Raw genomic sequence first — 26,663 nt, forward strand, 5'->3', positions numbered from 1 at the left:
ATAGCTATTAGCCATCAATTTGACCAGCACTGAAAGAAGCCAAGAGCCTTTAAAAATCAAGGCTCTGTGGATCCAATGCAAAAAACTGTCAACGCGCAGTGATTTTCCAGGCCCGGTGGATCTTGCCGTTGCGGGCGAAGTCCGGATCGATGGTCTGGGTCGTGATCTCCTCGACCGCGTAACGCTCGGTGAGGTTTTCCTCGAGCGCGAACTTGCGGAAGTTGTTGGAGAAGTACAACACGCCACCCGGCGCCAGTCGTGCCATGGCCAGGTCGATCAACTGCACCTGATCTCGCTGCACGTCGAAGATCCCTTCCATGCGCTTGGAGTTGGAGAAGGTCGGCGGGTCGATGAAGATCAGGTCGAACTCGTCACGGCAGGCATCCAGCCAGACCATCACGTCGCTCTGCTCCAGACGGTTCTTGTCGGAGAAACCGTTCAGCGACAGGTTGCGACGCGCCCAGTCGAGGTAGGTTTTCGACAAGTCGACGCTGGTGGTGCTGCGCGCGCCGCCCTTGGCTGCGTGGACGCTGGCCGTCGCGGTGTAGCAATACAGATTGAGGAAGCGCTTGCCGGCCGCCTCTTTCTGAATGCGCATGCGCATTGGCCGGTGGTCGAGAAACAGCCCGGTGTCGAGGTAGTCGGTGAGGTTGACCAGCAGCTTCACGCCGCCTTCGTTGACCTCGACGAACTTGCCTTGTGCAGCCTGGCGTTCGTACTGCTTGGTGCCGCTCTGACGCTCGCGACGCTTGACCACTACGCGGTTCTTGTCGATGTTCAACGCCTGTGGAATGGCTGCCAGTGCATCGAACATGCGCGCCGAGGCTTTTTCCGGGTCGATGGATTTCGGCGCGGCGTATTCCTGGACGTGGACCCAATCCTGATACAGGTCGATGGCCATCGAGTATTCCGGCATGTCGGCATCGTAGACGCGATAGCAGTCGATGCCTTCACGCTTGACCCACTTGCCCAGTGCCTTGAGGTTCTTTTGCAGACGGTTGGCAAACATCTGCCCGCCTTCGCTCAAACGCGGTTGCTCGATCACCGGAGCGGGTGCCGCGGCCGGTTTGATCGGGTTACCGTTTTTGTTGTACTGGCGTTCCTGCGGCTCGTTTGGCGCCTGATCGTATTCCGCCTGCTCGCGCTCGACCTGACGCTGCTCCGGGGTGCGACGCTCGCCGGTGACGAACTGATCCGGCGTGACCTTGATCAGCAGCAGCTTGCACGGCAACGCGCCGTTCCAGAACGAATACTGTTTGTGGCTGCGGATGCCCATGCGCTTGCCCAGGTCCGGCGCGCCGGTGAACACCGCCGCTTCCCAGTTCAGGCAGGCCTGACGCAGACGCTCGCCGAGGTTCTGGTAGAGGTAGAGCAAGCTCGCCTCGTCGCCCAGACGCTCGCCGTACGGTGGGTTGCAGATCACCAGGCCTTTCTGGTTCTGGTCCGGACGCGGCTCGAAGGTGCCGACTTCGCCCTGGTAGATCTTGATCCACTCGCTCAGGCCGGCACGCTCGACGTTGTTGCGGCCCGGTTGAATCAGGCGCGGGTCGGCTTCGTAGCCACGAATCCACAGCGGTGGCTTGGCCAGACCGGCCGCAGCGCGCTCGGTGGCTTCTTCGTGAAGCTTTTTCCACAGCGCCGGCACGTGGCCAAGCCACGCGGTGAAGCCCCACTGCTCGCGACGCAGATTCGGTGCCATATCGGCGGCGATCATCGCCGCTTCGACGAGGAACGTACCGACACCGCACATCGGGTCAGCCAGCGCGCCGCCGTCGGCAGCAATGCGCGGCCAGCCGGAACGGATAAGGATGGCGGCCGCGAGGTTTTCCTTCAGCGGCGCCGCGCCTTGCTGCAGGCGGTAACCGCGCTGGTGCAGGCTGTGGCCGGAGAGGTCGAGGGACAGGATCGCTTCGCCACGGTCCAGGCGCAGGTGAATGCGCAGGTCCGGGTTGAGTTTGTCGATGGACGGACGGTCGCCCTGCGGAGTGCGCAGTTTGTCGACGATGGCGTCTTTGACTTTCAGGGCGCCGAAGTGCGTGTTGTCGATGCCCGAACCGTGACCGCTGAACTCGACGGCCAGGGTGCCGTCGTTGAGCATGTGGTCTTGCCACTCGATATCGAGCACGCCGTGATACAGGTCTTCGGCGTCCTTCATCGGGAAACGCTTGAGCACCAGCAGCACCCGGTTCGCCAGACGCGACCACAGGCACAGGCGATAAGCGGTTTCCATGGTCGCCATGCCGCGCACGGCAGAGGTGTGCTCACGCGCTTCTTCAAGGCCAAGCCCGACGGCTTCCTCGATGAGCAGGCCTTCGAGGCCTTTGGGGCAAGTGAGGAAGATTTCGAATTGATCGGACATTGGAATTTCAGAGCCTTTGGCTAAGTGAACCGACAACGCATTGCCGGCCCGGTTTTCAATCAGGCGCTTTTCTAAAAGAGCGCCCGCGTGGCACGAAGGTGTGCCGTCCCACCCGTGCTGCTCAGGTTAGAAGAGCTTAGATGCACGGGCAGATAAAAAAGTTGATGCAACAAAATGTCATAACTCGACCCTTCGTCGAATAATGCCCGAGACCAACGCGAGGCATTCTCACTAAAGGATTAACCCCATCATCCTGCGGGGGGCCGATCATACAGGGCTTTGGCTAATAAACACGGGACAAACATCGTGTTACTTATGGCCATAGCATCTTTATGGTTACGTCCTTATGACAAAACGATCATTCCCTCGATGTGACGCATTGGTTAGAACTCAATACAGGTTGGCGCCACAACGGACGTCAACACCTTGGCTCGCCACGCCGGCAGCGAGCCCCCCAACGGCAGACATTTCTGCCAGACCTCGATTGAGGTCAACGCGATACATACAGTCAACAAGTGAGGGCAACACCCTATGAGAAGACTTAAGCGTGATCCGTTGGAAAGAGCATTTTTGCGCGGATATCAATATGGCGTTGGTGGTAAATCCCGTGAGCTTTGCCCATTTACTCTACCGTCAGTACGCCAAGCCTGGATTAACGGCTGGCGAGAAGGACGCGGCGACAACTGGGACGGTATGACCGGCACTGCGGGAATCCATAGACTCAACGAACTTCACGCCGTCGGCTAACACAGGGCACACACTCCGACACGACAACCTGATTACGTAACGACTTACCACGCACGCCCCATCCGGGCGGCGGGCTTCGGCCCAGGGGCTCCTTCAAGGGGCCCTTTTTTATGCCTGCATTCTGACAAAACACATTCCCCTTGTAGGAGCCGGCTTGCTGGCGATGGCGGTGGGTCAGCGACACACGTATCGCCTGATAGGACGCCATCGCCAGCAAGCCGGCTCCTACAGGGTTATGCAATGCTGCGAAAGCGATCTCGAGGACGCCAAAGTCCCTGTAGGAGCCGGCTTGCCGGCGATGGCGATCTTGGAGACGCCATCGCCGGCAAACGGAACGCCGCCCGGCCGCTCCTACACAGGTACGGGGTTTAGCGCAGGGCGGCGATGGCGTCTACGGACTCGCGAATCAGCGCCGGGCCTTTGTAGATGAAGCCGGAATAGAGCTGCACCAGGCTCGCACCCGCCGCGATTTTTTCGGCGGCATGCTTGCCTTCGGTGATGCCGCCCACGGCGATGATCGGCAAGCGACCCGCCAATTCTGCCGCCAGCACCTTCACGGTGTGGGTGCTCTTGTCACGAACCGGCGCCCCGGACAGACCGCCCGCCTCGTCACCGTATTCCATGCCTTCGACGCCAACGCGGCTCAAGGTGGTGTTGGTGGCGATCACCGCGTCCATCCCGGTTTCGATCAGCGCTTGAGCGACTTGCGCGGTTTCTTCGTCGGTCATGTCCGGTGCGATCTTGATCGCCAACGGAACATGTTTACCGTGACGCAACGCCAGCTCGGCACGACGAGTCGCCAGGTCAGCCAGCAATTGCTTGAGCGAATCACCGAACTGCAGGCTGCGCAGGCCTGGGGTGTTCGGCGAGCTGACGTTGACCGTCACATAGCTGGCGTGGGCGTAGACCTTGTCCAGGCAGATCAGGTAGTCGTCGACTGCACGCTCGACCGGGGTATCGAAGTTCTTGCCGATGTTGATGCCCAGCACGCCCTTGTACTTGGCCGCAGCCACGCGGGCCAGCAGGTGATCGACGCCGAGGTTGTTGAAGCCCATGCGGTTGATGATCGCCTCGGCTTCCGGCAGACGGAAAATGCGTGGCTTCGGATTGCCCGGCTGTGGACGCGGCGTGATGGTGCCGATTTCGACAAAACCAAAACCCAACTGGGCAAAACCGTCGATGGCCGCGCCGTTCTTGTCCAGACCGGCCGCCAGACCCACCGGGTTCGGGAAATCCAGGCCCATGACGCTCACCGGCATTTTTGCCGGCGCCTTGCACAGCAAGCCATTGAGGCCCAAACGCCCGCCCGCGCCGATCAGGTCCAGGGACAGATCGTGGGAGGTTTCCGGGGAAAGTTTGAACAACAGCTGACGGGCCAGGGTGTACATGGGCGGCGTTGACTCGAATGGCGGCGAAATGAGGCGGCGATTATAGCCGGGCATCGGGGTCGCAAGCGAGGCACGCGACAAAATCAGCAAGCGATGGCATATGCCTTGCACCAACACAGGCATCAGCACTCATGCCAACGACGGGATGAGTGGAAGGACAATGGCGTCGTCACCCGGCTTTGCTTGAGCGAAGGCCTGGGACGACGTTTTTTTTGGAAGGTGTTTTGCCATGAATGAAACCACAGTGGGCCCTCTGGCCTGGGTCAACGGCAGCGATGCCCCGGAAAAGACCGACATCAATCTCGGTTTCATGGCCTTGAGCGATTGCGCCTCGGTGGTGGTCGCCGCCACTCAGGGCTTCGCCCAGCCCTACGGCCTGACCTTGAATCTCAAGCGCCAGTCTTCCTGGGCCAACCTGCGGGACAAACTGGTCAGCGGCGAACTCGATGCCGCCCATAGCCTGTACGGTTTGATCTACGCCGTGCACCTGGGCATCGGCGGCGTGGCGCCGACCGAGATGGCGGTGCTCATGGGCCTGAACCAGAACGGCCAGAGCATCAACCTTTCCCACGGCTTGCAGGCGTTGGGCGTGACCGGTCCTGAAGCACTGGACCGCCACGTGCACCAAACTCGCCCAAAACTCACCTTCGCCCAGACTTTTCCGACCGGCACCCACGCCATGTGGCTGTATTACTGGCTGGCGAGCCAGGGCATTCATCCGTTGCACGACGTCGACAGTGTGGTGGTGCCGCCGCCGCAAATGGTCGCGCACCTGCAAGCCGGGCGGATTGACGGTTTCTGCGTCGGTGAACCGTGGTCCGCCAGCGCCGTGAAACACAATCTCGGCTTCACCATGGCAACGACCCAGACCATCTGGCCCGATCATCCGGAAAAAGTCCTCGGCTGCACCCGCGCCTTCGTCGAGCAATACCCCAACACCGCACGGGCGCTGGTGAAGGCGATTCTGGAGGCCAGTCGCTTCATTGAAGAAAGCGTCGAGAATCGCCGCAGCACCGCCCAATTGCTGAGCGCCCCCCAATACCTGGACGCACCGCTCGACTGCATCGAACCGCGCCTGCTCGGCGACTACGCCGACGGCCTCGGCAATCGCTGGCAAGACCTGCACGCGCTGCGCTTCCATGGCGCCGGCGAGGTCAATCAGCCTTACCTGTCCGATGGCATGTGGTTCATGACCCAGTTCCGTCGCTGGGGTTTGCTGCGCGACGACCCGGACTACCTCGCGGTGGCCCGTCAGGTCCAGCAACTAGACTTGTATCGAGAGGCCGCCAGCGTGGTCGGTGTCGATTCTTCGGCCAGGGAAATGCGCAGCAGCCAGTTGATCGACGGCAAAATCTGGGACGGCTCGGACCCGGCCGGGTATGCCCGCAGCTTCAAACTGCACGCCATGAGCGACAGCTCGCCCCTACTCGCCAGCCGCTGACAGGAGACTACGAACATGCTGCGTATCCTGCTGATCAACGACACCGCGAAGAAAGTCGGCCGTTTGAAGGCCGCCCTGACCGAAGCCGGATTCGAGGTCATCGACGAGTCCGGCCTGACCATCGACCTGCCCGCGCGCGTCGAAACGGTGCGTCCGGATGTGATTTTGATCGATACCGAGTCACCGAGCCGCGATGTGATGGAGCAAGTGGTGCTGGTGAGTCGAGACCAGCCACGGCCGATTGTGATGTTTACCGACGAACATGACCCCGACGTGATGCGTCAGGCGATCAAGTCCGGGGTCAGCGCCTACATCGTCGAAGGCATTCACGCACAACGCTTGCAGCCGATTCTCGACGTGGCCATGGCACGCTTCGAAAGCGACCAGGCCCTGCGCGCGCAACTGCACGCCCGCGACCAGCAACTGGCCGAGCGCAAGCGCATCGAGCTGGCCAAGGGGCTGCTGATGAAGATGAAGGACTGCAACGAGGAAGAGGCCTACACGCTGATGCGCCGCCAGGCCATGAGCCGGCAGCAGAAGCTGATTCAGGTGGCGGAGCAGATCATTGCGATGAGTGAATTGCTTGGCTGAAGGACGCCTTCGCGGGCAAGCCTCGCTCCTACGGGGTTTACGCTGTACCTGTAGGAGCGAGGCTTGCCCGCGAAAGGGTCGACTCGATCTTGGACTGTTGGCACAAATCTCGCTAAGCAATCACTACAGGTAACCAACGGCGGTTGCCCCACCTACGACAAAGACGTCGCTCACCTCATTTGCCCATGGCGAATCGGGTGGCGGCGTTTTTTTGTTTTGGCCCCACAGACCGGGGCCGGTGGTGCGGCCGTTGCGGCCCCCCACCTGCAAGCTCATGACTCCTTCTCGAGACGACTCACAGCTGAGGTGCGCGATGAATTCAAGCTTCTGGAAATCCGGCCATACCCCGACCCTGTTCGCGGCCTTCCTCTATTTCGACCTGAGTTTCATGGTCTGGTACCTGCTCGGCCCTCTGGCGGTGCAGATCGCCGCCGACCTGCACCTGACCACCCAACAACGCGGGCTGGTGGTGGCCACGCCGATTCTGGCCGGGGCCGTACTGCGCTTTATCATGGGCATGCTGGCGGATCGCCTGTCGCCAAAAACCGCCGGGCTGATCGGCCAGGTGATCGTCATCTGCGCCCTGTTCGTCGCGTGGAAGCACGGCATTCAAAGTTACGAACAAGCGCTGCTGTTGGGCTTGTTCCTCGGCATGGCGGGCGCGTCGTTCGCCGTGGCCCTGCCGCTGGCGTCGCAGTGGTATCCGCCGCAGCATCAAGGCAAGGCCATGGGCATCGCCGGGGCCGGTAACTCGGGCACCGTGCTCGCCGCGCTGATCGCTCCGGTGCTGGCCGCCGCGTTCGGCTGGAGCAACGTGTTCGGCTTCGCGCTGATCCCGCTGATCCTGACCATCATCGTCTTCGCCTGGCTGGCCAAAAACGCGCCTGAACGGCCGAAAGCCAAGTCGGTATCCGACTACTTCAAAGCCCTGGGCGACCGCGACAGCTGGTGGTTCATGTTTTTCTACAGCGTGACCTTTGGCGGCTTCATCGGCCTGGCCAGCGCCCTGCCCGGCTACTTCAACGACCAATACGGCCTGAGCCCGGTGACTGCCGGTTACTACACGGCGGCCTGCGTGTTTGGCGGCAGTTTGATGCGTCCTCTGGGCGGCGCACTGGCCGACCGCTTCGGCGGGATTCGCACATTGCTGGCGATGTACACGGTGGCGGCGATCTGCATTGCGGCGGTGGGTTTCAACTTGCCGAGTTCCTACGCGGCGCTGGCACTTTTCGTCTGCACGATGCTCGGCCTGGGTGCCGGTAACGGCGCAGTTTTCCAATTGGTCCCGCAACGTTTTCGTCGCGAGATCGGTGTGATGACCGGTTTGATCGGCATGGCCGGTGGTATCGGCGGCTTCGCCCTCGCGGCGGGCATGGGCGCGATCAAGCAAAGCACCGGCAGTTATCAACTGGCGCTGTGGTTGTTCGCCAGCCTCGGCGTCCTCGCCTGGTTCGGTCTGCACGGTGTGAAGCGTCGCTGGAGAACCACTTGGGGTTCGGCGGCCGTCACCGCTGCGCGGGTGTGAGGGCTGAATGAGCCTGCAACTGAGTTTTGCCGAAGCCAGCGCCATCGGTCCGCGCGAGGAGAACCAGGACGCCCTGCGCCTGGTGACGCCGGCCCCGGCACTCGCGGCGAGCAAGGGCTACCTGTTCGCCATCGCCGACGGCGTCAGCCAATGCGCCGATGGCGGCCTCGCGGCACGTTCGACCTTGCAGGCGCTGGCACTGGACTACTACGCCACCCCGGAAACCTGGGGTGTCGCCCAGGCACTGGATCGTTTGCTGCTGGCGCAAAATCGCTGGTTGCAGGCCAATGGCGGTGGGCAACCGCTGTTGACCACCGTCAGCGCCTTGGTCGTGCGCGGCAGGCGTTTTACCTTGGCGCATGTCGGTGACTGCAGGGTTTATCGCTGGCACGCCGATCAATTGCAGCGGGTCACGGAGGACCACGTCTGGGATCAACCGGGCATGCAGCATGTGCTCAAACGGGCGCTCGGCCTCGATCAGCATCTGGTGCTGGATTTTCTCGATGGCGAACTGCGCCTGAATGAGCATTTCGTGCTGCTCAGCGACGGCATCTGGGCTGTGCTGGGCGACACCGCGATTGCGGCGATTCTGCGCGATCAACCGGATCTGCACAGCGCCGCGCAGACCCTGGTGAATGCGGCGCATCTGGCGGGCAGTCAGGACAACGCCAGCGCGTTATTGGTGCGGGTCGACGCCCTCGGTGAAACGAGCATCGGCGATGCGTTGATTCATGTGCAGCAATGGCCGCTGCCGCCAGCGCTGAAATCGGGCCAGACGTTTGAGGGCTGGCACGTCGAAGGAATACTCGGCCAGAGCCAGCAGTCGCTGCTCTATCGGGTGCGCGACGCACAGCAACAACCCTGGCTGCTGAAAACCCTGCCCGGCGCGTTGCGCGACGATCACCTGGCCGGGCAAGCCTTGCTGTCGGAGGAATGGTTTCTCAAGCGCGTGGCCGGCCGGCATTTCCCTGAAGTCCATGCCGCCAGTCAGCGTCAGCATTTGTACTACGTGATGCGTGAATATTCCGGTTCGACTTTGGCGCAACTGGCTGAGCGAACCACAACGCTGCCGCTGGCCCAATGGCAGGATCTGGCGGAACGTTTGCTGCGGGCGGTCGGTATGTTGCATCGACGGCAGATTCTGCATCGCGACATCAAACCGGAGAATCTGCTGCTGGGGGATGACGGCGAGCTGCGGTTGCTGGATTTCGGCCTGGCCTACTGCCCTGGCCTGTCTGAAGATCAGGCCTCGACCCTGCCCGGAACACCCAGCTACATTGCGCCGGAAGCTTTTCGCGGTGACGCGCCGAGCCCGCAACAGGATCTGTATGCGGCCGGCGTGACCTTGTATTTCCTGCTCACCGGGCATTATCCCTACGGCGAAATCGAAGCGTTCCAGCGTCCACGGTTTGGTGTACCGGTCAGCGCCAGTCGCTACCGCCCGGACCTGCCCGAATGGATCGCACAAAGCTTGGAGCGCGCCGTGGCGGCGGACCCGGCGGAGCGATTCGAAACCGCGGAAGAATGGTTATTGGTGCTGGAACAGGGTGAACGACGCAGTTTGAGCGTACGGCCCCGGCCGCTGCTGGAGCGCGAGCCAGTGAAGGTCTGGCGGACGTTGGCGTTGGTGGCGCTGCTGGTGAATGTGGTGCTGCTGGTTTTGCTGTTTCGCGGCTAGACCGAGTCGCGTCCTTCGCGAGCAAGCTCGGCTCCTACAGGTTGCGGGTTGATCGACCTGTAGGAGCCGAGCTTGCTCGCGAAGGCGGACTGACAACCAACACAGATCCATCAGCAACCCGCTCCATTAGCGGGCACCACGCTTCGATTCGGTGCAGAAGCCCCCTTTGACAAAGCACTCCGAGCCAACAAAACCGGGCGCAGGACAACTTGGCACAACCACTGCATTACCTCTCTCAACAGACATAAAGCCCAGCCTTCAACGACGAAGGATGCGCTTCCCGAGAGAACGGGACCAGGACAAAGGCGTCCTCGCTAGGCAACTAGCGGGACGCCTTTTTTTGTTTGCGCAAAATTTGTCGAGCACGACCTGAACGCCCTGTCGAGGCGGGTCCGAGCTCCCCGGAGAACCTGATGAAAAAACTAAAACTGGTGATGATCGGCAACGGCATGGCCGGGGTTCGCACCCTGGAAGAGCTGCTCAAGCTGAGCAACGAGCTGTACGACATCACGGTCTTCGGTGCCGAACCCCATACCAACTACAACCGCATCCTGCTGTCGCCGGTACTGGCCGGCGAGCAAACCTTCGAAGAGATCGCGCTCAACGACCTGGACTGGTACCTGGACAACAACATCAAGTTGCTGCTCAACCGCAGAGTCGTAGAGATCGACCGGATCAAACGTCGGGTCATCGCCGACGACGGCACCGAGGCCGAATACGACCGTCTGCTGATTGCCACCGGCTCGACCCCGTTCATCCTGCCGATCCCGGGCAACACGTTGCACGGCGTGATCGGCTACCGCGACATCGCCGACACCCAAGCCATGATCAACACCGCAAAAACCCACAAGCACGCGGTGGTCATCGGCGGCGGCCTGCTCGGCCTGGAAGCGGCCAATGGCCTGATGCTGCGCGGCATGCACGTCACTGTGGTGCATAACGGTGAATGGCTGTTGGAGCGGCAACTGGACAGCGTCAGCGGCCGCTTGCTGCAAACCGCGCTTGAGGACCGTGGCCTGCACTTTCGCCTGCGCGAGCAAACCCAGGCCCTGCATGATGCCGGCAATGGCCGGGTCGGCTCGGTCGAGTTCAAGAACGGCGAGCGCATCCCCGCCGACCTGGTGGTGATGGCCGCCGGCATCCGCCCCGCGAGCGAACTTGCGGAGCGCTCCGGGCTCCCGTGCAACCGTGGGATTCTGGTCAACGACACTCTGCAAACTTACGACCCACGGGTTTACGCCATCGGCGAATGCGCCAGCCATCGCGGCATCGCCTACGGCCTGGTGGCGCCGCTGTTCGAACAGGCCAAGGTCTGCGCCAACCATCTCGCACAGCTTGGCTTCGCCAGCTACAAAGGCTCAGTGACCTCGACCAAATTGAAAGTCACCGGCATTGATCTGTTCTCCGCCGGCGATTTCATGGGCGGCGAAGGCACCGAAACCATCACCCTTTCCGACCCGATCGGCGGGATCTACAAAAAACTGGTGATCAAGGACGACGTGCTGGTCGGGGCCTGCCTGTACGGCGACACGGCCGATGGCGGTTGGTATTTCCGGCAGATTCGCGAGAACCGGAATATCGACGAAATCCGCAATCACCTGATGTTTGGTGAAAACATGCGGGAAGCCAGCTGATGAACCGCCAGATCACCGCCTCCACCTGTTGCTACTGCGGCGTCGGCTGCGGCGTGCTGATCGAGCATGACGGCGAGCGCATCCTCGGCGTCAGCGGCGATCCGGCCCACCCGGCCAACTTCGGCAAGCTGTGCAGCAAGGGCTCGACCCTGCACTTGACCGGCGACCTCGCGGCCCGAGCGCTGTACCCGGAACTGCGCCTGGGCAAAGGCCTGGCCCGCAGCCGCACCGACTGGGACACCGCCCTCGATCACGCCGCCAGCGTGTTCGCCGAAACCATCACCGAACATGGCCCGGACAGCGTGGCGTTTTACATCTCCGGGCAGTTGCTGACCGAGGATTACTACAGCTTCAACAAACTGGCGCGAGCGTTGGTCGGCACCAACAACATCGACAGCAATTCGCGCCTGTGCATGTCATCGGCAGTGGTCGGCTACAAGCGCAGCCTCGGTGCCGACGCACCGCCATGCAGCTACGAAGACCTTGAATCAAGCGACTGTGTGATGATCGTCGGCAGTAACATGGCTTACGCCCACCCGGTCCTGTTTCGTCGCCTGGAAGAGGCCAAATCCCGCCGACCACAGATGAAAGTCATCGTCATCGACCCACGTCGTACGGATACCTGCGACTTGGCTGACCTGCATCTGGCGATTCTTCCCGGCACCGATGTCGCCTTGTTCCATGGGATTTTGTACCTGCTGCTGTGGGAAGACTGGATCGATCGCGACTTCATCGAGGCCCACACCGAAGGCCTGGCCGAACTGAAAAACCTGGTGCGCGATTACACGCCGCCGATGGTCTCGCAACTGTGCGGGATCAGCGTCGAGCAACTGCAGCAATGCGCCGAGTGGGTCGGCACCTCGCCAAGCTTTCTGTCGCTGTGGTGCATGGGACTGAACCAGTCCACCGCCGGCAGTGCGAAAAACAGTGCGCTGATCAACCTGCACCTGGCCACCGGGCAGATCGGCCGTCCCGGCGCAGGACCTTTCTCCCTGACCGGTCAGCCGAATGCCATGGGTGGTCGCGAAACCGGCAGCCTGTCGAACCTGCTGCCAGGCCATCGCGAAGCGGCCAATGCCGGGCATCGCGCAGAAGTCGCAGCCTATTGGGGCGTGGATCAACTGCCGGCAAACACCGGGCTCACCGCGATCGAACTGTTTGAGCAGGTTCGTAACGGAACCATCAAAGCCCTGTGGATCGCCTGCACCAACCCCGCGCAATCGATGCCGGACCAGAGCGCCGTGCGCGAGGCGCTGCAAGCCTGCCCGTTCGTGGTGTTGCAGGAAGCCTTTCGCACCACCGAAACCGCCGCGTTCGCCGACCTGCTGCTGCCTGCTGCCAGTTGGGGTGAAAAAGACGGCACGGTGACCAACTCCGAACGGCGGATTTCCCACGTTCGCCGGGCGATTGTCACCCCCGGAGAAACGCGTTCCGACTGGGCAATTACAGTGGATTTCGCACAGCGCCTGGAAAAATACCTGCGTCCCGGACAACCCAGTCTGTTTGCGTTCGACACCCCGGCGCAGGTCTTCGATGAGTACAAACTCCTGACGCGCGACCGGGACCTGGATTTGTCCGGTATCAGTCATGAGCTGATTGATCGTCTCGGTCCACAGCAATGGCCGTTTCCCGCCGGCGCCCGTGAAGGTACGGCCCGACTGTATCGGGACGGAATTTTCCCGACCGCCAACGGGCGTGCCCGGTTCGTGGCCGATCCGTACCTTGCCGCCAAGGAACAACGCGATGGGCAATTCCCGCTGACCCTGATCACCGGCCGCCTGCGCGATCAGTGGCACGGCATGAGCCGCACCGGCACTGCCGCGCAGTTGTTCGGTCATGTCAGCGAGGCCGTGCTGAGCCTGCACCCGGATGAATTGCATCGCCATGGACTGCAACCGGGAGAACTGGTCAGTTTGAAAAGCCGTCGCGGCGCGGTGATTGTCGCCGTCGGCAGCGATGACAGCGTGCGTCCGGGCCAGGCGTTTCTGCCGATGCACTGGGGCGACCGGTTCCTGAAGGGCGGGGTCAATGCGCTCACCCAACCGGCATTCGATCCGTTGTCGAAACAACCGGAACTCAAACACAGCGGCGTACGAATCGACCCCGTGCATTTGCCTTGGAACCTTTTCGTACTGATTGAGGGCGATGTTCAAGAGCATTTTGAGACGCTACGACCACTCTGTGAGGCGTTTTCCTACGTTAGCCTCAGTCTCACCGGTCGTGAACGCCCTGCGCTGCTCATACGCGCTGCCAGCGCCACAGCGCCAGATCCGCAATTGTTATGCGATATCGACCGTTGCCTTGGGCTCAATGAAGGTCCGGTGCTGGCGTACGACGACCCACGGCGCGCCATCGGCAAACGGGTGCGGATCGAGCACGGCAGGATCACCGCGATTCGCCTGGCCGGCGAAACCCTCGCACAGCACTGGCTGCAGGACCTTTGGCAAGAAGGTCGCGCCGATGAACAACTGCGGCGCTGGCTGCTTGCACCGCTGAGCGCACCACCGGGCAACGCCACCACATCGGTTGCCGGCACTAAAACCCTGTGCAACTGCAAAAACGTCAGCCAAGGCGCGGTCTGTGCCGGTATCCGTCGAGGCCTGGATTTGCAGGGGTTGAAACAGGAATTGGGCTGCGGCACGCAATGCGGCTCGTGCGTCCCGGAAATCAAGCGTTTGCTGGCCACCACGGCGCAGCCGATCGCCGTCATCTCGTGAGGAAAACACTATGAACGCAAAAGTCTGGCTGGTGGGTGCGGGTCCTGGTGACCCGGAATTGCTGACCCTCAAAGCCGTCAGGGCGCTGAGCGAAGCGGATGTGGTGCTGATCGACGATCTGGTGAATGGCGCCGTGCTGGAGCATTGCCCGCAGGCGCGGATCATTCCGGTGGGCAAGCGCGGTGGCTGTCGCTCGACGCCTCAGGCGTTCATTCATCGATTGATGCTGCGTTATGCCCGTCACGGCAAATGCGTGGTGCGGCTCAAGGGTGGCGATCCGTGCATTTTTGGGCGGGGCGGTGAAGAAGCGCAGTGGCTGCGCGAACGCGGGGTCGACGTGGAGCTGGTCAATGGCATCACCGCCGGGCTGGCCGGTGCGACGCAATGCGATATTCCATTGACCCTGCGGGGCGTTGCGCGTGGCGTGACGCTGGTCACCGCTCACACTCAGGATGGCAGCAGCCTGAATTGGCAAGCCCTGGCACAAAGTGGCACAACACTGGTGGTGTACATGGGCGTAGCGAAGCTCAGTGAAATTCGCGAGCAACTGCTGGCCGGAGGGATGGCGGCGGATACGCCGGTGGCGATGATTGAAAACGCTTCCCTGCCGCATCAACGGGAATGTCGGAGCGATCTGACAGCGATGGAGGAAGATGCCTGCGCCTTTGAGTTGAAAAGCCCGGCGATTCTGGTGATCGGTGTTGTAGCGGCACGCTCTGAAACCTGTAGGAGCCGGCTTGCTGGCGATGATTCTGTGATCACCGCGGGGTGCCAGGCTTAACGCGTCATCGTTGACGACCATCGCCAGCAAGCCGGCTCCTACAGGGGGCCGGTGATTCGAAAACCCAAATCGCAGGCAAAGAAAAGCCCGGCCTAAGCCGGGCTTTTCTCAGAGCTGCGGGCTAATTACTTAGCTTGAGCTTCAACCTGCGCTTCTACGCGACGGTTTACAGCGCGGCCAGCGTCAGTTTTGTTGTCAGCAACTGGGCGGGATTCGCCGTAGCCAACAGACTGAACGCGGGACGATTCAACACCGTACTGGTTGGTCAGAACTTGCTTAACGGCGTTTGCACGACGCTCGGACAGTTTCTGGTTGTAAGCGTCAGGACCGACGTTGTCAGTGTGACCTTCAACAGTAGTGGTGGTGGATGGGTACTGCTTCATGAAGTCAGCCAGGTTCTTGATGTCGCCGTAGCTGTTGGTTTTAACAACAGATTTGTCGAAATCGAACTTAACGTCCAGCTCAACACGAACAACTTCAGCAACTGCTGGGCAGCCATCAGCGTCAACAGTTACGTTGGCTGGGGTGTCCGGGCACTTGTCAACGTTGTCGCAAACGCCATCGTTGTCGCTGTCGGAGCAGACTTCAGCTGGTGCTGGAACTGGAGCAGCTGCAGGCTTGGAGCCGCCACCGAAGTTCACACCGATACCGACGCTTGGAGCCCACTCGGTGTCACCTTGGTCGATGTTGTACTGAGCTTCAACGCCGGCACGGGCGTAGAAATTGTCAGTGAAGTACAACTTGGCACCGCCGCCAACGTTGGCGAAGGTGGAACCGTTACGACCACCGCGATCGTTCTGACCGATGCTCTGATCGGAGAAGCCGGCCGAAACGTACGGACGCAGCATGTCGCCTGGGTTGTTGAAGTGGTACAGAGCGTCCAGGGCAGTGTTGGAGCCCTTGATGTTCTTGCCCGACTCGCTACGAACGTTGTGCACTTCGTCGTAGCCCAGACGCAGTTCAACGTCGTCGGTCAGGAAGTAACCAACCGAACCACCGAACAGGTTGCCGTCGTTTTTGAAATCGCGCTGGCTATCGTAATACTCTTTCTTTGCAAAGCCTTCGATTTCAACTGCGCCTTGGCCTTGTGCCAATGCGCCGAACGAAGTGGCCGCAATAAGAGAACCAATGGCCAAGCCCAAGGTGTTTTTCAGTTTCATCCGTTAAATCCCCATCTGGTGATTGTGAAGCAGTCCCGCAAACCGGGGGACAACTCGGCGGCAAGTCTATCAGAACTTGCCTACACGTAAGAGATATTTGCGCCGAACTAAGTTTCAGCAATGCCTGCAAATTTCTCACGCAATTTGTCTAGAGCGCGTTTGTAACGCATTTTTGTCGCACTCAAACCCATGTGCATGATGTCTGCGATCTCCTGAAACTCTAGCTCTGCGACAAATCGTAGCACCAGAATTTCACGGTCAATCGGGTTCACATACACCAGCCAGCGATCAAGCCCGCCCTTCTCCTCGGGTTTCGGCGCCTTTTCTTCAGACGCTTCCTCGAGGGGGTCCAGACTCAATGCGTCCATCAAGCGACGCTTTCGCCGTTCTTTCCGATACTGTGTGATGCACTCGTTGTACGTGATGCTATATAGCCATGTCTTGAACTTCGATTTACCTTCGAAGTTCTTCAAGCCATACAACACCTTCAACATCACTTCCTGACAGACATCGTCTGCATCGCGATCGTTCCCAAGATATCGTGCACAAACGTTAAATAATGTTCGTTGGTAACGGCGCATCAATTCTTCATAGGCGCGCGTTACGTGAAACAGCTCGGTATGCGAGCGCGCGACCAACTCCTCATCAGAGAGCTCGCGGGGGTCGTAGCGCGTGGAGAGCGATTGAGCTTTATTCAAAACAAGTCGGGCCGACAGTCAGGTCAATGTCCGCCGCAGCCCTTCAGGGCATTTTGCGGCGGCATACATTAGCAGGGTTTGCCGGGTTAGCGGCTACTCACATGCTGCTCCAGGAGAATCCGATTAGAGAGAGAGACTAGCTCACCCTCATCGGTCAGCAATGTGGTCTTAACCGTGCCGATCTCTTCGATCTGACCTTCGACCTCGCCAACACGCACTTGTTGCCCAACCTGATACAACTCACGCACATAGATTCCCGCAAGAATCTGACCGGCAATTTCCCGGCTTCCCAACCCCATGGCCAGCGCTACCGCCAGACCAACGGTAATCAAAACAATCACAATCACATGGTTGAGCAGGTCAGTCTTGACCTCCAACTGGCTGATTGCGACCGAAATACTGATGATAATCACCAGGCCCTGGGCAATTCGCCCCAGCCCGGCGGCGTAATCCAGCCCTACGCCCTCTGCCGCACCTCGCACCAGCCCATTGGCCAGTTGTGCCAGCAAAACACCTACCAGCAGCACCAGCGCGGCGCCAAACACTTTCGGCAAATACAGCGCAAGCATGTCCAGCGTAGCCGAAACTCGCTCAAGTCCAAGCGATTCTGCTGCAGAAACCAGAAAAATCAGTAAAACGAACCAATAGACAATTTTGCCTATCAGCGTCGAAATCGGCACTTGAAGGCCGGCCCGGGACAGCAATTTTGTCAGACCGGTGCCACCCATCAAGCGGTCGAGACCGAGCTTGGCGAGCAACTTGGACAGCAAAGTATCCAAAAGTTTCGCCACGACGAAACCCAACAGCAGCACGACCAGTGCGCCGAACAGGTTCGGAATGAAATTCGCAACCTTGGTCCATAACGCAGTCATTGCAGTGACGAGGCTCTGAGTCCAGAGATCAAGTTCCATATTCAATCAGCCTTATCAGCAGTGCGAACGGTAGGTTTACGGTGACGGGAAACCGGCGAGACGTGAGCCGATCCGTTGTTCAAGGCGATCATCAGCGCGGGCAACCAGCGGCCCAGCAGGCTGAACAGATCGCCGGCGCCGACCTGGCGGTTGGCGGTTTTCAGGACGCGCCCAAGACACGCATCGTCGTCGCGGGTGGACGGCGAAGCGTTCAGCATGTCACGCAAAGACTGTTCAAACGGATCGTGCATACGCACCTCTCGTGATGTCTGTGAAAGACGCGGTCAAATTTACCCGGGTCACATGGCGCATCGTCATACCCAGCGCAAACGTCGGAATAACCACCACTGCCCCAGTGCCACCGAGATCATCATCAGGCAGGCAATCAGGAAGCCATACGGGCTGGCAGAGAACGGAATACCGCCGACGTTGATACCCAAAAGACCGGTCAGAAAACTCATCGGCAAAAAGATTCCGGTGATGATCCCGAAGCGGTACATCGTGCGATTCATGCGCACGCTCAAACGTCTGTCCTCGGCCTCGAGGACCAGCCCCACCCGCTCCCGGGTCAATTCCAGCTCCTCGAGATAGCGGGTCAGGCTGTTGTTCAATTCGTTCCAGTAGTCGCCGTCATCTTCGACAAACCAGGGCAGTTTTATCCGGGTCAGTTGCCCGAAAATATCCCGCTGCGGTGCCAGGAAACGTTTCAGCGCGGCAGCCCTGCGACGGATCTGCAAAATGGAGTCATGCTCGGGTGAATACCGTTCGTCGGCATCCAGTTTTTCTTCTTCCTCATCGACCACTTCCGAGAGGCAACTGACCAGATCCTGCACCTTATTGGTGAGGTACTGGGCCATATAAAGGATGAGTTCGGAAGCGGTCTTCGGCCCCTTGCCCTCCGCGAGCTGCACCAGCAACTCGTCGGTGGCGCGCAATGGACGCAGGCGCAGGGAAATAACCCGCTGTGCCGAGGCGAAGATCCGCACCGAGACCATGTCTTCCGGCTCGGCCCCGGGGTTGAGGTTGACCCCACGCAAAAATAGCAGCAGTTCGCTGTCGGAAAGCTGTAGAAGACGCGGACGGGTGTTTTCTTCCAGCAGCAGATCACAGCTGAATTCGCTCAGACCGCTGGATTTGCGCAGCCAGGTCTGGGTTTGCGGGTGACTGCGATCCCAGTGCAGCCACAGGCTTTCATGGGCCTGAAGCTGCAAGTCATCGAGTTCAGTCCGGGCTATCGAACGCGCGCCGCCTTTACCATCCAGCACCAGGGCATGCACCAGCCCCCACTGCGCGTTTTCTTCCTCGAACATCCTCACCCCTTCGGTTGGCGCAACGCTTATTCAGGCATCTTCAGCGGGCTTGGCGAGATGATCACGCCATTATTGTCCGCATAAATGTATTCGCCTGGACGGAACGTCACACCGGCAAACGTCACCACAACGTTGAGATCGCCAATGCCACGTTTGTCGGTTTTCATCGGGTGACTGGCCAGGGCCTGAACGCCCAGATCAGTCTGCGCGATGACATCGACGTCGCGGATGCACCCGTAGATCACCATCCCTTCCCAACCGTTTTTAGCGGCTTTCTCGGCGATCATGTCGCCCAGCAGCGCGCGACGCAGGGAACCGCCACCATCGACCACCAACACCTTGCCATTACCCTTGAGTTCGGCTTGCTCCTTGACCAGCGAGTTGTCTTCGAAGCACTTGATGGTCACGATTTCGCCGCCGAAGGAATCACGGCCGCCGAAATTGCTGAACATCGGTTCCAGCACCTGTACCAGTTCCGGATAGGCGTCGCACAGGTCAGGCGTGAGGTAATGGTTCATCGAGAAACTCCTGTAAAGAGGAAGACAATCGAGGATGTCGCAAAGTGACCAGAAAAGCTCAATGCGTCATATCTTAGCCGCAAGCCGATCAGAGCGGAATGCCCTTGATAGAGCATCGGGCTCAGACTGCCGAGGCCAAATCCGCTTTTTCACCGAGCAAAGGCGTGTGCTGATCCGACAGCCAACGCGCCACCAACGGCCAGACTTCGGCTTGAGCGGCTTTGCTGACCAACATTTCCACGTGACCGAAATTGTCGCCAAAGCCCTGCTCGCGGCCAAGGTTGATGAATTGCTTGTGCTCGGAACCGATCTGATCAAACAACTTGCGGCACGCCCACGCTGGATCCTGATGATCGCTGACGGCACTCACGGCCAAGACAGGGCTCTGAACGTCAGCCAATCCGGCCCACCAATCCTTGTCGGCATCGCCAAAACGCCCGAACAGGCCATACCAACGCATGCTTTCCAGGGCCAGGCCAATCGGCTCGTCCTCCGGACCGCGCTTGAGCCGTGATCCGGACAGTTGGGCAAAACGCTTGAGAATGAAGCGCCCGCTCCACTCCACCGGCGGAATTTTCAACGGCCAATAGGTGCGGCTGACTTGCGTACCGAAGAATGCCGCAGATGCGACGACCGGTTCACCGATGTACCCGCCACCCAAGGCTGCCGCCAGGGTAATGCCACCCAGCGAGTGACCGATCCAGTGCGGAACCTGGCCGCTCTGCTCGCGCACGAACGCGCCAATGGCCGGCAGATCGTAACGAGCGTAGTCGGCGACGCGGTTCTTGCGATAGTTCTGGTTGCGCTGGGACAGGCCATGACCGCGCATTTCCGCGATCCACACATCAAACCCCAGGCGCGCCAGATAGGCGCCCAGCCCCAGGCCTTTAGGGGAGAACCAGAAGCGCCGATTGGAAAAACTGCCGTGCAACAGAATTACCGGCACACCACCGTGCGCGGGCGCGTCCGCCATGCCCAGACGGGTCACGGCCAGTTCCACGGTGCCGTCAGGGCTGTTGCCAGGTTTCAAACGATAAACGTCTTCGCTCAGATCACCGCGCCGCTCGGCGCTGATCAGGGCGACAGGAAATAGGTTGCTGCTGCTTTGCATAGTCTCTTGCACAAAAAAGGGCGGCATCCAGAGGAGCCCGCCCTACTTCAATCTCTTAAAACGGCCACCCCCTGTAGGAGCACAGTTTGCTGGCGATGGCGATTTTGAAGACGCCATCGCCAGCAAGCTGTACTCCTACAGTGAGCGAGCCGTTCCCACACCATTAAGCCGAAGCTTGACCTTCAGCCAGGAAGAACCAGGTTTCCAGTACGGAATCGGGGTTCAACGAAACGCTTTCGATGCCCTGCTCCATCAGCCACTTGGCCAGATCAGGGTGGTCCGAAGGCCCCTGACCGCAGATACCGATGTACTTGCCCGCCTTGTTGCACGCAGCAATGGCGTTCGCCAGCAGCTTCTTGACCGCAGGGTTACGCTCGTCGAACAGGTGAGCGATGATCCCGGAGTCACGATCCAGGCCCAGCGTCAGCTGAGTCAGGTCGTTGGAGCCGATGGAGAAACCGTCGAAGAACTCAAGGAATTCTTCCGCCAGAATCGCGTTGGACGGCAGTTCGCACATCATGATCACGCGCAGACCGTTGTCGCCACGGGCCAGACCGTTTTCGGCCAGCAGGTCGACGACCTGGCTCGCTTCGCCCAGGGTACGGACGAACGGCACCATGATTTCAACGTTGGTCAGGCCCATCTCGTTGCGCACGCGCTTGAGGGCGCGGCACTCGAGCTCGAAGCAGTCACGGAACGATTCGCTGATGTAACGCGAGGCGCCACGGAAGCCCAGCATCGGGTTTTCTTCTTCCGGCTCGTAGAGCTTGCCGCCGATCAGGTTCGCGTATTCGTTGGACTTGAAGTCCGACAGACGCACGATGACCTTTTTCGGCGTAAACGCGGCGGCCAGAGTGCTGATGCCTTCGACCAGTTTGTCGACGTAGAAGTCGACCGGGTCGTTATAACCGGCAATGCGCTTGTCGACGCTGTCCTTGATTTCCTGCGGCAGGCCGTCGTAGTTCAACAGCGCTTTAGGGTGCACACCGATCATGCGGTTGATGATGAATTCCAGACGGGCCAGGCCCACACCGGCGTTCGGCAGTTGCGCGAAGTCGAAGGCGCGGTCCGGGTTGCCGACGTTCATCATGATCTTGAACGGCAGATCCGGCATGGCATCCACGGAGTTCTTCTTGATGTCGAAGCCCAGCTCACCTTCGAAGATGTAACCGGTGTCGCCTTCCGCACAGGAAACGGTCACGCCCTGGCCGTCTTTCAGCAGTTGGGTGGCGTTGCCGCAACCGACCACGGCCGGAATGCCCAGTTCGCGAGCGATGATCGCCGCGTGACAGGTACGACCGCCACGGTTGGTGACGATGGCGCTGGCGCGCTTCATGACCGGCTCCCAGTCCGGGTCGGTCATGTCGGAAACCAGCACGTCGCCTGGCTGGACTTTGTCCATCTCGGACACGTCCTTGATGATCCGCACTTTGCCGGCGCCGATGCGCTGGCCGATGGCGCGACCTTCAACCAGCACGGTGCCGGTTTCTTTCAACAGGTAACGTTCCATGACGTTGGCCTGGGTGCGGCTCTTCACGGTTTCAGGACGGGCCTGAACGATGTAGAGCTTGCCGTCGTCGCCGTCTTTGGCCCATTCGATGTCCATCGGGCACTGGTAGTGCTTCTCGATGATCATCGCTTGCTTGGCCAGTTCGCTGACTTCGGCGTCGCTCAGGCAGAAACGTGCGCGATCGGCCTTGTCGACGTCGATGGTCTTGACCGACTTGCCGGCCGTGGCGACTTCGCCGTAGATCATCTTGATGGCTTTGCTGCCCAGGTTGCGACGCAGAATCGCCGGACGACCGGCGGCCAGCGTGCCTTTGTGGACGTAGAACTCATCCGGGTTCACCGCGCCTTGTACGACGGTTTCACCCAGGCCGTAGGCGCCGGTGATGAACACCACGTCACGGAAGCCCGATTCGGTATCGAGGGTGAACATCACGCCGGCAGTGCCGGTTTCGGAGCGGACCATGCGCTGCACGCCAGCCGACAGGGCGACCAGCTTGTGGTCGAAGCCCTGGTGCACGCGGTAGGAGATCGCACGGTCGTTGAACAGCGAAGCGAACACCTCTTTGGCGGCGCGAATAACGTTTTCGACACCACGGATGTTCAGGAAGGTTTCCTGCTGACCAGCGAAGGAAGCATCCGGCAGGTCTTCGGCGGTAGCGGAAGAGCGCACGGCCACGGCCATGTCAGGGTTACCGGCCGACAGCGTGGCGAACGCGGTGCGGATCTCGGCGTTGAGCTTCTCGGGGAACTCGGCTTCCATGATCCATTGACGGATCTGGGCGCCGGTCTTGGCCAGGGCGTTGACATCATCGACGTCCAGGGCGTCGAGGGCGGCGTGGATCTGATCGTTCAGGCCGCTCAGTTCCAGAAAATCACGATAAGCCTGAGCTGTCGTGGCGAAGCCACCGGGCACCGATACACCGGCACCTGCAAGGTTACTGATCATCTCGCCCAGGGATGCGTTCTTGCCCCCCACATGCTCAACATCGTGTTTGCCGAGCTTATCGAGGGAAACTACGTACTCTACCAAGGTGATCTCTCCACTAACTGTGTTGGAAAAGCTCAGAAGCCGGCGCTCGAAAGGAGCATTTGCCGGCTGTATGGCCTGGACCTGGAAAATAAGTGAGAATGCGGGCCACTCGAGGCCGGCAAACCGCGCCTATCATATCCAAGATTCGTCACTAGCTTAAGGCCCAAGGTGCAAATGAAACGATCTGCTTTCTTTATCTCCGATGGCACCGGCATTACCGCCGAAACCCTGGGTCAAAGCCTCTTGGCGCAGTTCGAAAACATTACCTTCAGCAAATTCACGCGGCCGTACATCGACAACGTGGATAAAGCGCGGGCCATGGTACAACAAATCAACAAGGCCGCCGAAACCGACGGCTTCCGGCCGATCATATTCGACACCATCGTCAACCAGGACATTCGTGAGATCCTCGCGACGTCCAATGGTTTCATGATCGACATTTTCTCGACTTTCCTGGCACCGCTTGAACAGGAACTGACCGAGCATTCTTCCTACACTGTCGGCAAGTCTCACTCTATCGGTGGCAACTCCAATTACATGGAACGCATCGAGGCGGTGAACTTCGCCCTCGACAACGACGACGGTGCGCGCACGCATTATTACGACAAGGCCGACCTGATCCTAGTGGGGGTGTCGCGTTGTGGTAAGACGCCGACGTGCCTGTACATGGCGATGCAATTCGGCATCCGCGCGGCCAACTATCCGCTGACCGAAGACGACATGGAGCGCCTGACGCTGCCAAACGCCCTGCGCGCCCACCAGCACAAGTTGTTCGGACTGACCATCGACCCGGACCGCCTGACCGCGATCCGCAATGAGCGCAAGCCCAACAGCCGCTATTCGAGCTACGCGCAGTGCGAGTTTGAAGTGCGCGAAGTGGAGAACCTGTTCCGCCGCGAGAATATTGCGCACATCAACTCCACGCATTTTTCGGTGGAAGAGATTTCGGCGAAGATTCTGGTGGAGAAAGGTGTGGAGCGGCGGTTCAAGTAGTTATTCAGCGTCTGTCAGGCCGCTATCGCGAGCAGGCTCGCTCCCACAGGGGTTTTGTGAACGCCGCAAATCCACTGTGGGAGCGAGCCGGCTCCGGGCGGCGTTCCGACGATGAACGATTACACGGTCTCTGTTAATGCCCCGACCAACGCTTCAAACCCTCGAATCAACAATCCATCGTCCCCCGACGAATTACACACACTCGCCCGAATGAACTGCGGCACCGCCCCATGCCCGACCGCAAACGCCTCGGCGGTGGCGACCAGGTAATTGTTTTCCTTTAGCTCCGCCGCAATCTGCGACGCCCGCCAGGGCTCGGGCACTTCGATCCAAAAGTGCGGGCTGTCGGGATGGGTTTTGTACACCACGCCCTCCAACACCCCACTGACCAAAGCCTTGCGCCGACCGATCTCGACAATCTGCTGAGCCAGCAACTGCGCCGCACTACCGTTTTCGATCCAAAGGCTCGCCACCTCCAGCGCCAACGGACTGGCCATCCAGCACGTTCCGCGTACCGCAGCGCTCAAGCGCCCAATCAACGGTTGCGGCGCATGCAGATAACCGACGCGCAACCCCGCCGAAACCGCTTTGCTCAGGCTGCCGATCAACACCGAGCGCTCCGGGGCGAAATAACTCAAGGGTAACGGTCGCTGCCGAGCCAACACCGCGTGGGCTTCATCCTCAAAGATCAGCAGATTGTGCTGCCGACAGACCTCGGCAATCGCCTCACGCCGTGGGACGGACATCACCGCCGCCGTAGGATTCTGGATCGTCGGCGTGCAGTACAGCGCCGACACACGATGGTTGCGACAAACGTCTTCCAGCGCATCAGGCATCAGCCCTTCGTCATCCATCGCGACGCCGATCAGTTTGATCCCAAGCATGCGTGCAACGCTGATCAACCCCGGGTAAGTCAGGTGTTCCGTGACCACGGTATCGCCCGCCTTGAGCAACCCCATCAAGGCACATAACAGACCGTGCTGGCCGCCGTTCACGCATACGACCTGCTCGGCGTCCGGCACAAATTGCAGGTGCCGCAACCAGTGCGCACCCGCCGCACGATGGCGTAGCGATCCGGCATCGGCGGTGTAGCCGCTGATGCTCTGCAAGGCATCTGGATCGAGCGCCAACGCCTGCAAGCTCTGGCTTAAAAACAGTGCTTCATGCCCCGGAATCGGTTGATTACGGCTCATGTCGAAACATGCCTGCGGCTCTTCGCTGACATTGCGAAAGCCAGCATCGCGCTGACGTTCCATCCCGCGCTGACGCACGTAAGTGCCATCTCCTACGCGAGCGACCACCCGTCCTACGCGCTCGAGCTCGCCGTAAGCACGGCTGACGGTGCCGATGGTCACGCCGAGGCTGTCGGCCAACAGCCGATGCGGTGGCAGTTTGCAGCCGGGCTCGATCACGCCTTCAACGATCGCTTTTTCCACGGCGTCCGCCAGGCGCTTGTACTTCACGCCCAGTCCGTTGACGAGCCCGTCGCGCAGGATTGACACCATGGCAATACTTACTTTGACACTCATTTCAGTCCCGAATAGCGTGCTTTAAACAGGTTCAATCAGGGATAGACCTTTTGCAGATGCAGGTCAATTCCGACAACAAAAAAGGAGCTCGATCATGTCCGTCGCTCTCATCGCGAATTCAAGCACTGGAAAACCCTGGTTAGCCGCGCTGATCACCAGCGTCCTGTTTCTGATCGTGTGCCTGAGCTGGGGAACGACATGGCTCGGGATCAAGATTGCGGTTGAAACGGTGCCACCGCTGACGGCCGCCGGGCTGCGGTTCCTGATCGCCTTTCCGTTGTTCCTTGTTTTCGCCCTCATACGTCGTGAGCCGTTGATGTTCCCCAAGGAAAGCCGCTGGTTTTTCCTGTTCGTGACGCTGTCGTATTTCAGCCTGCCGTATTACTTGCTCAACTACGGCGAGATGCATGTTTCATCCGGGCTCACGGCCCTGCTGTTCAGTTGCATGCCGGTGTTCATCCTGCTGTTTTCCGCGCTGTTTCTGCGGGAAAAAATCTACCCGTCACAAGTGCTCGGCATTGCCATCGGCTTCGGCAGCCTGTTCATGATTATTCGCAGCCAGGGATTGCACCTGGACCACGCCGAACTGTTCGGCGTGCTGGCGATTCTCTGTGCGGCGGTGATGCATGCGTTGTGTTACGTGGTGACCAAGAAACACGGCTCGGCGATCAGCGTGATTACCTACAACACGCTGCCGATCGGCATTGCGGGCTTGATGCTGTTTGTCGCGGGGCTGAATGTCGAAGCGCCGGTGTTCGATGGGATCAGCCTGCGTTCCTGGGGCGCCCTGCTCTACCTGGGACTGGTGGCGTCGGTGGGCGGGTTTATCGTTTATTTTTTGCTGCTCAAGCGGCTGAGCCCGATCATTTTGTCGTTTGTGTTCATCATTTTTCCGGTGTTCGCGGTGGTGATCGGCGCTTGGTATGAGGGGCAAAGCCTTTCGCGAGAGTTGATGATCTATTCGGCGATCTTGTTGAGCGGGTTTGCGATAACCAAATTGCCGCTGGAGAAATGGCTGACACGGACCTTGTAG

General features: G+C 60.0%; 20 protein-coding genes and 1 pseudogene. 10 read left to right on the forward strand and 11 right to left on the reverse strand.

What is annotated here, in order from left to right; translation table 11 throughout:
• Positions 1–88: 88 nt before the first annotated feature.
• Positions 89–2,359: a bifunctional 23S rRNA (guanine(2069)-N(7))-methyltransferase RlmK/23S rRNA (guanine(2445)-N(2))-methyltransferase RlmL gene (gene rlmKL, locus IB254_RS07630; protein WP_008027386.1), complete on the reverse strand. Its 2,271-nt coding sequence runs from the start codon at positions 2,357–2,359 to the stop codon at positions 89–91.
• Positions 2,360–2,890: 531 nt separating this feature from the next.
• Here rlmKL and rmf point away from each other — a divergent pair.
• Complete coding sequence (rmf, locus tag IB254_RS07635) at positions 2,891–3,106, forward strand: ribosome modulation factor (protein ID WP_003223300.1); 216 nt, start codon at positions 2,891–2,893, stop codon at positions 3,104–3,106.
• Positions 3,107–3,474: 368 nt separating this feature from the next.
• Here rmf and IB254_RS07640 read toward each other — a convergent pair whose 3' ends face one another.
• Complete coding sequence (locus tag IB254_RS07640; protein WP_032832392.1) at positions 3,475–4,494, reverse strand: quinone-dependent dihydroorotate dehydrogenase; 1,020 nt, start codon at positions 4,492–4,494, stop codon at positions 3,475–3,477.
• Positions 4,495–4,723: 229 nt separating this feature from the next.
• On the opposite strand from IB254_RS07640, the gene IB254_RS07645 reads away from it, so the two are divergent.
• From IB254_RS07645 to cobA, 7 genes and pseudogenes are all read left to right on the forward strand, one after another.
• Positions 4,724–5,935 carry a CmpA/NrtA family ABC transporter substrate-binding protein gene (locus tag IB254_RS07645; protein WP_192416917.1) on the forward strand — a complete coding sequence of 404 codons (1,212 nt, stop codon included), beginning with the start codon at positions 4,724–4,726 and terminating at the stop codon, positions 5,933–5,935.
• A 15-nt stretch (positions 5,936–5,950) separates the two neighbouring features.
• Positions 5,951–6,526 (forward strand): ANTAR domain-containing response regulator, encoded by a 576-nt coding sequence (locus IB254_RS07650; RefSeq protein ID WP_008027390.1) that lies wholly within the window; start codon positions 5,951–5,953, stop codon positions 6,524–6,526.
• Positions 6,527–6,839: 313 nt separating this feature from the next.
• Complete coding sequence (locus IB254_RS07655; protein ID WP_008027395.1) at positions 6,840–8,051, forward strand: nitrate/nitrite transporter; 1,212 nt, start codon at positions 6,840–6,842, stop codon at positions 8,049–8,051.
• Between the two features lie 7 nt (positions 8,052–8,058).
• A complete protein-coding gene (locus IB254_RS07660) occupies positions 8,059–9,729 on the forward strand; it encodes a bifunctional protein-serine/threonine kinase/phosphatase (protein WP_192416918.1) in 1,671 nt (556 codons plus the stop codon).
• A gap of 413 nt (positions 9,730–10,142) precedes the next feature.
• Positions 10,143–11,345, forward strand: a pseudogene (locus tag IB254_RS07665) (NAD(P)/FAD-dependent oxidoreductase); the annotation flags it as partial.
• A gap of 17 nt (positions 11,346–11,362) precedes the next feature.
• On the forward strand, positions 11,363–14,080 hold the full coding sequence (locus IB254_RS07670) for a nitrate reductase (protein ID WP_192416920.1): 2,718 nt from the start codon (positions 11,363–11,365) through the stop codon (positions 14,078–14,080).
• Positions 14,081–14,090: 10 nt separating this feature from the next.
• Complete coding sequence (gene cobA, locus IB254_RS07675) at positions 14,091–14,861, forward strand: uroporphyrinogen-III C-methyltransferase (protein ID WP_192416921.1); 771 nt, start codon at positions 14,091–14,093, stop codon at positions 14,859–14,861.
• 125 nt (positions 14,862–14,986) lie between these two features.
• On the opposite strand, the gene IB254_RS07680 is transcribed toward cobA, so the two are convergent.
• The 8 genes from IB254_RS07680 to ppsA all read right to left on the reverse strand — a co-directional run bounded on the left by IB254_RS07680 (position 14,987) and on the right by ppsA (position 23,108).
• On the reverse strand, positions 14,987–16,021 hold the full coding sequence (locus IB254_RS07680) for an OmpA family protein (protein ID WP_008027405.1): 1,035 nt from the start codon (positions 16,019–16,021) through the stop codon (positions 14,987–14,989).
• Between the two features lie 107 nt (positions 16,022–16,128).
• A complete protein-coding gene (sigX, locus tag IB254_RS07685; protein ID WP_017337463.1) occupies positions 16,129–16,719 on the reverse strand; it encodes an RNA polymerase sigma factor SigX in 591 nt (196 codons plus the stop codon).
• Positions 16,720–16,805: 86 nt separating this feature from the next.
• A complete protein-coding gene (locus IB254_RS07690; protein ID WP_008027407.1) occupies positions 16,806–17,630 on the reverse strand; it encodes a mechanosensitive ion channel family protein in 825 nt (274 codons plus the stop codon).
• Between the two features lie 2 nt (positions 17,631–17,632).
• Complete coding sequence (locus tag IB254_RS07695) at positions 17,633–17,881, reverse strand: hypothetical protein (RefSeq protein WP_007944521.1); 249 nt, start codon at positions 17,879–17,881, stop codon at positions 17,633–17,635.
• A 63-nt stretch (positions 17,882–17,944) separates the two neighbouring features.
• Positions 17,945–18,940 carry a zinc transporter ZntB gene (locus IB254_RS07700; RefSeq protein WP_008027409.1) on the reverse strand — a complete coding sequence of 332 codons (996 nt, stop codon included), beginning with the start codon at positions 18,938–18,940 and terminating at the stop codon, positions 17,945–17,947.
• A 26-nt stretch (positions 18,941–18,966) separates the two neighbouring features.
• Positions 18,967–19,458: a ribonuclease E activity regulator RraA gene (gene rraA / locus IB254_RS07705; protein WP_008037775.1), complete on the reverse strand. Its 492-nt coding sequence runs from the start codon at positions 19,456–19,458 to the stop codon at positions 18,967–18,969.
• A gap of 121 nt (positions 19,459–19,579) precedes the next feature.
• A complete protein-coding gene (locus IB254_RS07710) occupies positions 19,580–20,569 on the reverse strand; it encodes an alpha/beta fold hydrolase (RefSeq protein WP_032832384.1) in 990 nt (329 codons plus the stop codon).
• A gap of 163 nt (positions 20,570–20,732) precedes the next feature.
• Positions 20,733–23,108, reverse strand: coding sequence for a phosphoenolpyruvate synthase (gene ppsA, locus IB254_RS07715; protein ID WP_192416922.1), 2,376 nt, complete (start codon positions 23,106–23,108; stop codon positions 20,733–20,735).
• Positions 23,109–23,282: 174 nt separating this feature from the next.
• On the opposite strand from ppsA, the gene IB254_RS07720 reads away from it, so the two are divergent.
• Positions 23,283–24,101: a pyruvate, water dikinase regulatory protein gene (locus tag IB254_RS07720; protein WP_008027418.1), complete on the forward strand. Its 819-nt coding sequence runs from the start codon at positions 23,283–23,285 to the stop codon at positions 24,099–24,101.
• Positions 24,102–24,220: 119 nt separating this feature from the next.
• Here IB254_RS07720 and IB254_RS07725 read toward each other — a convergent pair whose 3' ends face one another.
• Positions 24,221–25,630: a PLP-dependent aminotransferase family protein gene (locus tag IB254_RS07725; protein WP_192416923.1), complete on the reverse strand. Its 1,410-nt coding sequence runs from the start codon at positions 25,628–25,630 to the stop codon at positions 24,221–24,223.
• A 94-nt stretch (positions 25,631–25,724) separates the two neighbouring features.
• Here IB254_RS07725 and IB254_RS07730 point away from each other — a divergent pair, with 94 nt between their 5' ends.
• Positions 25,725–26,663, forward strand: coding sequence for a DMT family transporter (locus IB254_RS07730; protein ID WP_192416924.1), 939 nt, complete (start codon positions 25,725–25,727; stop codon positions 26,661–26,663).

Origin of the sequence: Pseudomonas sp. PDM03 (assembly GCF_014852385.1) — a bacterium.
In the GTDB taxonomy this organism is placed as follows: domain Bacteria; phylum Pseudomonadota; class Gammaproteobacteria; order Pseudomonadales; family Pseudomonadaceae; genus Aquipseudomonas; species Aquipseudomonas migulae.

Excerpts from the sequence above, each read along its gene's own strand:
- rraA (WP_008037775.1), bottom strand. The coding sequence starts at position 19,458 with ATGAACCATTACCTCACGCCTGACCTGTGCGACGCCTATCCGGAACTG.
- IB254_RS07680 (WP_008027405.1), bottom strand. The coding sequence starts at position 16,021 with ATGAAACTGAAAAACACCTTGGGCTTGGCCATTGGTTCTCTTATTGCG.
- cobA (WP_192416921.1), top strand. The coding sequence starts at position 14,091 with ATGAACGCAAAAGTCTGGCTGGTGGGTGCGGGTCCTGGTGACCCGGAA.
- IB254_RS07725 (WP_192416923.1), bottom strand. The coding sequence starts at position 25,630 with ATGAGTGTCAAAGTAAGTATTGCCATGGTGTCAATCCTGCGCGACGGG.
- IB254_RS07640 (WP_032832392.1), bottom strand. The coding sequence starts at position 4,494 with ATGTACACCCTGGCCCGTCAGCTGTTGTTCAAACTTTCCCCGGAAACC.
- rmf (WP_003223300.1), top strand. The coding sequence starts at position 2,891 with ATGAGAAGACTTAAGCGTGATCCGTTGGAAAGAGCATTTTTGCGCGGA.
- IB254_RS07695 (WP_007944521.1), bottom strand. The coding sequence starts at position 17,881 with ATGCACGATCCGTTTGAACAGTCTTTGCGTGACATGCTGAACGCTTCG.
- IB254_RS07670 (WP_192416920.1), top strand. The coding sequence starts at position 11,363 with ATGAACCGCCAGATCACCGCCTCCACCTGTTGCTACTGCGGCGTCGGC.
- IB254_RS07655 (WP_008027395.1), top strand. The coding sequence starts at position 6,840 with ATGAATTCAAGCTTCTGGAAATCCGGCCATACCCCGACCCTGTTCGCG.
- IB254_RS07650 (WP_008027390.1), top strand. The coding sequence starts at position 5,951 with ATGCTGCGTATCCTGCTGATCAACGACACCGCGAAGAAAGTCGGCCGT.
- IB254_RS07700 (WP_008027409.1), bottom strand. The coding sequence starts at position 18,940 with ATGTTCGAGGAAGAAAACGCGCAGTGGGGGCTGGTGCATGCCCTGGTG.
- IB254_RS07645 (WP_192416917.1), top strand. The coding sequence starts at position 4,724 with ATGAATGAAACCACAGTGGGCCCTCTGGCCTGGGTCAACGGCAGCGAT.
- IB254_RS07660 (WP_192416918.1), top strand. The coding sequence starts at position 8,059 with ATGAGCCTGCAACTGAGTTTTGCCGAAGCCAGCGCCATCGGTCCGCGC.
- IB254_RS07710 (WP_032832384.1), bottom strand. The coding sequence starts at position 20,569 with ATGCAAAGCAGCAGCAACCTATTTCCTGTCGCCCTGATCAGCGCCGAG.
- IB254_RS07730 (WP_192416924.1), top strand. The coding sequence starts at position 25,725 with ATGTCCGTCGCTCTCATCGCGAATTCAAGCACTGGAAAACCCTGGTTA.
- IB254_RS07690 (WP_008027407.1), bottom strand. The coding sequence starts at position 17,630 with ATGGAACTTGATCTCTGGACTCAGAGCCTCGTCACTGCAATGACTGCG.
- IB254_RS07720 (WP_008027418.1), top strand. The coding sequence starts at position 23,283 with ATGAAACGATCTGCTTTCTTTATCTCCGATGGCACCGGCATTACCGCC.
- rlmKL (WP_008027386.1), bottom strand. The coding sequence starts at position 2,359 with ATGTCCGATCAATTCGAAATCTTCCTCACTTGCCCCAAAGGCCTCGAA.